The organism is Actinocorallia lasiicapitis, from assembly GCF_054778695.1.
The window spans coordinates 1-7,487 of the sequence record NZ_BAAGZI010000294.1 but is presented as its reverse complement, the minus strand read 5'-3'; the positions used below and the strand labels follow the sequence as shown (position 1 = coordinate 7,487).

Sequence of the window (7,487 nt, the reverse complement as noted above, 5' to 3'; positions counted from 1 at the left end):
GGCCGAGGCCGAGCGGCAGCAGGTCGCCGCCACGCAGGTTCGTGCCGACGCCGCCGACGCCGTCGAGACGCACCGCCTACTGCGCGAGGCCGCTCAGCGTGCCCAAGCCGCTGCGGAAGCCGCCCGTGACGCCAAGATCGCCGAGGTGCGGGAGCTCCGCGCGGCCCTGGAAGAGGTCGGGGAGCGGGCGCAGACCGCCGAGCGCGTTCTTACCGCGCAACTCAACACCGCACGGGCTGAAACCGCTCGTACCCAGGACACGCTCGCCGCCACCCGGGAGGCCCTGGTCACGGCGCAGGGCGAAACCCGCACCGCACGCGCCGCCACCCAGGCCGCTGAAAACACACTAGCCGCCGTTCGCGCCGATGCCACTGCGGCCGCCGCCTCCGCCGACACGCGGGCCGGTGACCTGGCCACCCGCCTCGCCGCGGCCGAACACCAGCGGGACACCGCCCGACAGAAATCTGCCGACGACCGTCTCGACCTGGCCGCCGTCCGCGCCCTGGCCGACCGCCTGGAAGCCGACCTAGCGGCGGCCCGAGCCGAAACCGACACTCAACGAGAACGCGCCGCCCGAGCCGAAGCCGACAAGCAGCGGGAGCGATCCGCCCAAGCCGACACCACCGCCCCCGCAACGCCACCAGCACAGGACGGCCCGCCCACCCCGGCCTCACACTGAGCCACGGCGTCCCGCCTCAGAACTACTGCTGGGGTTGGGGCCGGGCGCGGTGGATCTGTCGGCGGTAGCGCCGGTGAAGCCGGCCTCCTACCAAGGCCCAGAAGATCAAGAACTTGAAGGGTGAGCGGCGGTCGCGACGGTGCGGCAGCTGGGTGTTTCGGAGTGCCTCAGGGTGGCGGTCCAGGTGGCCAGCAGGCGCAGGGCGTCACCGCTTGGGGCGTTCGGGGCTGCGGTGTGGATCAGGAGGGTGGTGGCGGACGTTGTGGTCGGCGCAGCGTTTGCGGAGGACCTCGCTGTTCACGCCACCGGCAAGGGCGTCGTGATCGTCCCCTAGTCGGTGGTTTCGGCCAGGGTGTGGGCGACGAGGGCGTTGGCGTGGCCGTGGCCCATCGCGTGCTCGGCTTTCAGCCAGGCGACGAGTTCCATGTGCTTGGTCAGCGGTGAGGCGCGGATGAGCTCCTTCCACTCGGCGATCGGACGTCCGTACTTCTTCTCGATCGACGGGAAATAGCTGGCGGGGCCTTTCGCCGGTTCGGTCATGGTTTCTTGCCTTTCGGTGGTGGTGTCAGCTGAAGAATGCGGTCAGGGCGGGGGAGAGGACCGTCGGGGCGATGTCGTGGTCCTGGCCGGGGAAGATGCGCAGGGTGAAGTCGTCCGACAGGGCGGCGAGTTCCCGGGCGCCGTTCAGCATGTGGTCGGGGCCGGAGTCGCCGCTGCCGACGAGGACGGGAACGGTCACGGACGTCCAGCGGTCGCCGGGCAGCGGACGGCCGGACATCGTGTCTCCCATGATCTGGCCGTCGTAGGGGAGGGTGCGGGCGGTCGCCTCCATTCCAGCCCAGAACGGGGCCTGCCGCATCCCCGCGACGGCTTCGGCGGGCAGGCCCACGGCCGCGGTCAGGAAGTAGGCGACGGCGTCGCCGTACGCCTCACGGGCCACGAGCTCCGTCAAGTGGTCGACGTAGTCGGCGGGCAGCGGCGGACGGCTGCCATCGGTGATGAACGGCGGCTCGTACAGTGCGAGCCTGGTCACGGCGCTGCCGCGGGCCGTCGCCTCCAGCGCGAGGACGGCTCCCGAGGACATGCCGAAGACCATCGCCTCGCCGCCGGCCTGCTCGATCAACGCGTCCAAGTCCTCGACCTCCCGCTGCACGTCGTAAGCCGCGCCGTCCCCGCTGTCGCCGCGCCCCCTGCGGTCGTAGGTGATCACGGTGAACTGGTCGGCCAGCAGATCGGCGAGGTCGGCGGACGCGCCGCGCGTCATGAACGCACCGCCGACGAGCACCACGATAGGGCCCGAACCCCGCCGCTCATAGGCGATCGCCGTCCCGTCGGCAGAGAACACCTTCTCCATCGCCACCACTCCCCATCCGTAGCAAGACCCTCTCGGAACTGGACGGTACAGTACTCGAACGAGTACTAGTCAGTCCAGTACTATGCGGCCAGGCGAAGCAGAGGGAACTGATGATGGACAGCCGTTCGGAGCGCAAACACCAGGCGATCCTGGACGCCGCGACCACGGTGTTCCTGGACAGGGGCTACTCGGGCACGAGCATGGACGACATCGCGAAGCTGGCCGCGGTCTCCAAGCAGACCGTCTACAAGCACTTTGCGGACAAGGAGAAGCTGTTCGCCGAGATCGTCCTGGCCACCACCGACCGCATCGACGGCATGATCGACCTGATCGCCGACGTCCCCGCCGACTCCGACGCCCTCCAGGAGAACCTGACCCACCTCGCCCGCCGGTTCTTGACGGCCCTCACCCAACCCCAGGTCATCCAGCTCCGACGCCTGATCATCGCCAACGCCGACACCTTCCCCGAACTGGGCGCCGCCTGGTACGAGCAGGGCTTCGAACGCGTCCTGGCCACCCTGGCCGCCACCTTCCGCAACCTCGCCGACCAGGGACTCCTCACCGTCGACGACCCGATGCTCGCCGCCCACCACTTCTCCGGCCTGCTCCTGTGGATCCCGGTCAACCAGGCCATGTTCCACGGCGGCCCCCAGCACACCGAAGCCGACCTGGACCACTACGCCACCGCCGGCGTCCGCGCCTTCCTCGCCGCCTACCGGCCCCCGCCCTGATTCAGCTGCTTCTACTGGGGACGAAGCGGCGACGGCCAGGGCATGATGGAGCCATGAGCGACGAACCGACGCAGGACGGCGCAGCGGACCGGTGGCGGACCCTGCCGCCGCGCACACCCCTGGAAGACCTGGTGGCCGGACACGAGGTCCCACCGAAACCCCAAGTGATCGCGGAACCGGGCAACACCGCCCTCGACGAGGCCACCCGCTACCCCGGCTGACGGCTCTCAGACTGCCGCGAGGTCGACGGCATCGTCCTCAGCGGCGGGAAGGGCTCGGAGCGCGGGGACGCAGAAGGCGAGTGCGGAGATCGCGAGCTGGAGACCCCCGGCAAGCCAGAGAGTCGGATGAAGCCCGATCCCGACCGCGACGGGACCGACGACTGCCTGCCCGAGCGGCTGGCACGCCAGCGACCCGAAAGCGTCGTACGCGCCGACCCGCGAAAGCGACGCCGCAGGCACATGAGTCTGCAAACTGGTCTCCCAGAGCGTGTTGAAAACGGTCAACCCGAGACCCGCGAGGAACGCGACCCCGGCCACCGCCACCACCGGCCGGTGCCCGGCGAGCGCGAGCGCCGGAAGCGCGCACAACGAGACCAGCGCGATCCCCGCCCGCAGCGGATGACGCGGCCGAACCCGGAACGCGATCACCCCGCCGACCAGCGACCCGACCCCGAGCGCCCCCATGACCGCCGCCCACCGGGACGGCCCGCCGAGATCGCGATCAGCGATGACGGGCCCGAGCACGAGAAAAGCGGCCAGCAGCAGGTTCGCCAGCGACGCGTAGACGACGGTCGCCCACACCCAGGTCCGTGACCGGAACTCCTGCCAGCCCCGCAGAAGGTCACGCAGGAAGGTCCCGGACGTCTCCGCTTGTGCGGCCGTCGCCGGAACGCCGAGCAGGAGGACCGCACTCACCAGGAACGTCGAGGACGCGCCCGCGATCGCCCAGCCAGGGCCGAAACCCGCCACGAGCAGCCCTGCCAGCGCAGGCCCCGCGATGTTGCCCAGCGAATAGGTGAGGCCCTTCACGGCGTTGGCCTGCTGCAGGCCGTCCGGGGGAACGATCGACGGCATCAGCCCGACCGCCGCGGGCGCGAACGCCCCGCTCGCCAGCCCGTGCACCGCGTTCAGCGCGGCGAGCTGCCAGATCTCACCCGTCCCGGAGATCACCAGGACGGCGATGCCGAGCTGGGCGGCGAACCTGGTCAGATCGGACACGACCATGATGTTCCGGCGCGGCAACCGGTCGGCGAGCACGCCGCCGAACAGCAGAAACCCGACCATGGCGACCGCATGGGCGGCCAGCACGAACCCCAGTTCGGCGGGTGAGCCACCGAGGTCGAGGACGGCGAACGCCAACGCGATCCCGAGCAGCCCGTCACCGACGAACGCGGCGGCCTGCCCGACCATGAACCGCCGCAGCGGCCGCGACGACAGCACCTTGGCGCTCACGGTTGCTCTCCGCGATCCGGCTCCAGCAACGGGAACAGCCGCGCCACGACCGCGACGGGCGCCGCGCCAGCGGGACGGGCCGTGGGCCGCGCCTCCCGATGGCGGAACTGCCCGATCAGCGCCCTGACCACCTCGGCCATTCCCGCCATCTCCTCCGGAGTCAGGTAGACGACCTCGCTGAAAGTCTCGTCACGCCGCCACCGCGCGGGCGCCTCACCTTTGTGCTCCAGCCACCGCTGATAGCTCTCGTCCTCAAGCCCCCGAGCGAGCCCGCCGAGCCCCTCCGCCGCCTCGACCCGCCGACCCACCGCCGCATCACCGGTCGCGACCAGCCGCCACGGCCGTGCTCTCCCGCCGTCACCGGGAACCGCTTCGATCACCCCGTACAGCGCCAACCGCCGCAGATGAAAGGAGTACAGACCCGTACTACCCCCGAGTTCCCGCGCCGCGTCCGTCGCCGTCACGCTTCCCCGCCGCACCAGCAGCTCCACCAGCGCCTCCCGCACCGGATGCGCCGCCAGCTCCCCATGCCCGCCCTCAAAAGACTTCACTTTGCAAACCCTAGCCCTTTGCAAATACACCTAACAACCTGGCCGGGGAAGACGGCCGTTCGTGGCGTTCACGCGCAGCGCGCGGCCGAACGAGCGTTGGACGCGCTGGCCGTCCAGGCGGGTGGCGACCGCGCGGAGCGCTCGCCAGGTGGGATCCTCAACACTTCCGGCAGGTCGGGGGCGCACTCGCCGTCGCGCGGGACGCTCATCGCAGGCCAGGGCGGCCTCCTGCCCGGGATGCGGCATCAGCGTCCTGAGCGCGGCGATCCTCCTGTCCGTCGCTACCGCCGCGCCGCTCACCCTGCGCCCCACGCGGCCGTAGCCGTCAGGGGTTGGCGGGCGGGGTGCGGCCGGGGGAGGGTCGGGGGGTGCGGAGACGGGGTTTGGCGGCGTTGCTGGTGGCTGAGGGGTTCTCGGTCACCGGTTCGGTGGTGACGCGGATGGCGTTGCCGTGGTTCGTCCTGGTTTCGTCGGGGTCGGCGGGGCGGATGGCGGTGGTGCTGGCGGCGCAGATGGGGGCGATGGCGCTGTCGGGGGTGGTGAGCGGAGCGGCGGCGGCTGGGCTCGGCGCCCGGCGGGTGCTGCTCGTCGGGGACGCGGTCCGGGGCGTGCTGATCGCGGTGGTGCCGGTGATGCACGGTGCGGGCGTGCTGCGATGGGAGTTCGTGGTGGCGGTCGCGGCCGGAATCGGGCTGTTCTTCACACCTCATCACAGTGCCCGGCTGGTGCTGCTGCCCGCGCTCTGCGGTAAGGACGAAGGCGCGCTGGCCCGGGCGAACTCAGTGCTGCAGGCGGTGAACCGGGGATCGCTGCTGCTCGGTCCGCCGATCGCCGGGGTCCTCATCGGGGTGGTGGGGGCGGCGTCGGTGCTGTGGATCGATGTGGCTTCGTTCGCGGTGTCGTTCGTCCTGGTGTTCCTGTTCGTCCGGGTCGACCGTGACGTGGCAGGGGTGCGGGCGGCGGGGTTCTGGGTCGGTTTGCGGACCGTCGCAGGAGGCGCGGTGCTGCGACCGTGGACGATAGCGATGACCTGTTTCGAGGCGGTCTGGCAGTTCGTGGTCGCCACGGTTCCCCTCCTCACCTACTTGTACTTCGGCGGCAGCGCCCGGACCGTCGGCCTGCTCATGGCAACGATCGGAGTAGGCGCGATCACCGGGAACCTGCTCTCGCTCCGGCTAGCACGACGGCCCGACCTGGTGCGCCTCATCCTCACCGGAACCGCAGTACAGACCGTCGTCTTCTGGTGCATGACGGTCACCGCCGATCCCCTGACGTTCGGATTCGCCCTCCTCATCGCGGCATTCGCGCTCGGCCTCGTCGAAGGGCCGCTCACCGCCGAGCAGATCAACCACATCCCCGCAGCGGTCCGCGCCCAGACCGTAGGCGCGTTCTTCAGCATCACCCTGCTCGGCGCCGCCGCCGGAGCCCTAGCCGCCCCCGCCGCCCTCGACCGCTTCGGCCCCCACACCGCCTTCCTATCCCCCGCCATCCTCCACACCACCGGCACGATCACCCTCGCCCTAGCCCTCCACCGACTCCGCACCACCCCACCCCCCACCCGAACAGCCCCCGAACCCGCCTAACCTCGCGAAAGAGGACACGACCAGGAATCCCCACTCCGCGCCAGCGCCAAGTCCGTCACCACCGCGCGCCCACTGCGGGCGTCCTGCGCGTGCAGGGCCGTAACGTCATCCGTGCGACCAAGGCTGCTACACCGATACACCAGATTCGACGATCGCTCCGGCCCCCACACCTGGTTACGCGAGCCTTCGACACCCCGGGTTGAGCTGGTCTGGCGGGCTAGGGGATGGCCTCCCATGTAGCCGGATCGTCTGGGTCGTGGAGCGCTGCGTCGCTGGGGATCCAGGGGTAGGCAACTGCTAGCACGTGGCCACCGATTCGCCAGCGGAGGCGCTCCCACTCGTCAAGGTTGATGGCTTGAACGGCCTCGACGAAGCTTGCTGGCGGAAGGTAGTCGTGTGCAGCCATGTAGTGGGTGATGAGCTGGGGAGCTGCGTAGGCGAGGCCGGCTGCGCCTGGGATACGGAGTTCGGAGGTGCCGCGTGGCTGCTGGCCTGATCGCTCCCATGGTCCATTGCATAGATCGCACTCATGCTGGCCCAAGAAGCAGTTCACCCGTTGGATGTCGGCGATAGCGGTGAGCTTTTCGACGAAGCCCGAGGGGGCCGATCCAGTGGTGTAGGGCTGCCCGTTCTCTAGCCAGCCGACATTGAGTCGCAGGTAGTTCGGCCGGAAGGCCAGCGAGTAGAACCCTGAAGCCCTGTCGCTGAAAACCTCCAGGTTGGGGTCCCCGTACTCGTAGTCGGTCAGATCCGCGAAGTGCACCCGAGCATCATGCTGTCTCGACGCTCACCACGCCAGCCTGTGCCGCCGGTCGGCCGAGGACCGCGGAAAGGCGTGGTGGGCGCGGTCGGGAGATCGCCGTGGTTTCTCGATGTCGGATGGCCCAGATGTGCCTTCGTGAGGAGGTCTCGCCCATGGCGAACACGATGCCGCGGGCTGCGGACAGGCCGTAGAGGCCGGCGCGGAGGGGAACGGAGGTCACGGTGCCCTTGGCGGTTTGGTGCACGATGATCTGGTCGGCCCAGCCGCTGACGGGGGTGAAGTTGTCGCCTGCCTCGAACCACAGGCCGCCGTCGCGGTCCGGGGTGATCCCGGAGATGAGCCAGGGCCAGGTCTTGGCGAGCCGCTTCCAGC

At 70.1% G+C, this 7,487-nt stretch carries 9 protein-coding genes and 1 pseudogene; 4 read left to right on the top strand and 6 right to left on the bottom strand.

The genetic code is table 11. The features are described 5' to 3' along the window. Positions 1-679 (top strand): annotated as a pseudogene (locus ACYVE7_RS25200) (hypothetical protein); the annotation flags it as partial. A gap of 330 nt (positions 680-1,009) precedes the next feature. Here ACYVE7_RS25200 and ACYVE7_RS25195 read toward each other — a convergent pair. Together ACYVE7_RS25195 and ACYVE7_RS25190 are read right to left on the bottom strand one after the other, a co-directional pair. After that, entirely contained in the window at positions 1,010-1,219 is a 210-nt protein-coding gene (locus ACYVE7_RS25195; RefSeq protein ID WP_460367824.1) for a DUF4287 domain-containing protein, read from the bottom strand. A gap of 25 nt (positions 1,220-1,244) precedes the next feature. Beyond that, entirely contained in the window at positions 1,245-2,033 is a 789-nt protein-coding gene (locus ACYVE7_RS25190) for an alpha/beta fold hydrolase (protein ID WP_460367822.1), read from the bottom strand. A gap of 110 nt (positions 2,034-2,143) precedes the next feature. Between ACYVE7_RS25190 and ACYVE7_RS25185 the strand changes: the two genes are divergently transcribed. Both ACYVE7_RS25185 and ACYVE7_RS25180 read left to right on the top strand, forming a co-directional pair. Beyond that, a complete protein-coding gene (locus ACYVE7_RS25185; RefSeq protein ID WP_460367820.1) occupies positions 2,144-2,764 on the top strand; it encodes a TetR/AcrR family transcriptional regulator in 621 nt (206 codons plus the stop codon). A gap of 53 nt (positions 2,765-2,817) precedes the next feature. After that, positions 2,818-2,985, top strand: coding sequence for a hypothetical protein (locus tag ACYVE7_RS25180; RefSeq protein WP_460367818.1), 168 nt, complete (start codon positions 2,818-2,820; stop codon positions 2,983-2,985). Between the two features lie 6 nt (positions 2,986-2,991). Here the strand turns inward: ACYVE7_RS25180 and ACYVE7_RS25175 are convergent, their stop codons facing one another. Together ACYVE7_RS25175 and ACYVE7_RS25170 are read right to left on the bottom strand one after the other, a co-directional pair. Further along, positions 2,992-4,218, bottom strand: coding sequence for an MFS transporter (locus ACYVE7_RS25175; protein ID WP_460367816.1), 1,227 nt, complete (start codon positions 4,216-4,218; stop codon positions 2,992-2,994). After that, on the bottom strand, positions 4,215-4,769 hold the full coding sequence (locus ACYVE7_RS25170) for an ArsR family transcriptional regulator (RefSeq protein WP_460367814.1): 555 nt from the start codon (positions 4,767-4,769) through the stop codon (positions 4,215-4,217). Before ACYVE7_RS25170 ends, ACYVE7_RS25175 begins: the two co-directional genes overlap by 4 nt. A gap of 383 nt (positions 4,770-5,152) precedes the next feature. Between ACYVE7_RS25170 and ACYVE7_RS25165 the strand changes: the two genes are divergently transcribed. Then, positions 5,153-6,352, top strand: a complete 1,200-nt coding sequence (locus ACYVE7_RS25165) for an MFS transporter (RefSeq protein WP_460367812.1) — start codon at positions 5,153-5,155, stop codon at positions 6,350-6,352. Between the two features lie 217 nt (positions 6,353-6,569). Here the strand turns inward: ACYVE7_RS25165 and ACYVE7_RS25160 are convergent, their stop codons facing one another. Next, positions 6,570-7,115, bottom strand: coding sequence for a DUF7919 family protein (locus ACYVE7_RS25160; protein ID WP_460367811.1), 546 nt, complete (start codon positions 7,113-7,115; stop codon positions 6,570-6,572). Between the two features lie 7 nt (positions 7,116-7,122). Then, positions 7,123-7,487 (bottom strand): hypothetical protein (locus ACYVE7_RS25155; protein ID WP_460367809.1); only part of this gene is annotated, 365 nt, incomplete at its 5' end.

What these genes read in the sequence shown, in the direction of transcription:
- ACYVE7_RS25185 (WP_460367820.1), top strand. Translation starts at nt 2,144, where the DNA reads ATGATGGACAGCCGTTCGGAGCGCAAACACCAGGCGATCCTGGACGCC.
- ACYVE7_RS25195 (WP_460367824.1), bottom strand. Translation starts at nt 1,219, where the DNA reads ATGACCGAACCGGCGAAAGGCCCCGCCAGCTATTTCCCGTCGATCGAG.
- ACYVE7_RS25180 (WP_460367818.1), top strand. Translation starts at nt 2,818, where the DNA reads ATGAGCGACGAACCGACGCAGGACGGCGCAGCGGACCGGTGGCGGACC.
- ACYVE7_RS25190 (WP_460367822.1), bottom strand. Translation starts at nt 2,033, where the DNA reads ATGGAGAAGGTGTTCTCTGCCGACGGGACGGCGATCGCCTATGAGCGG.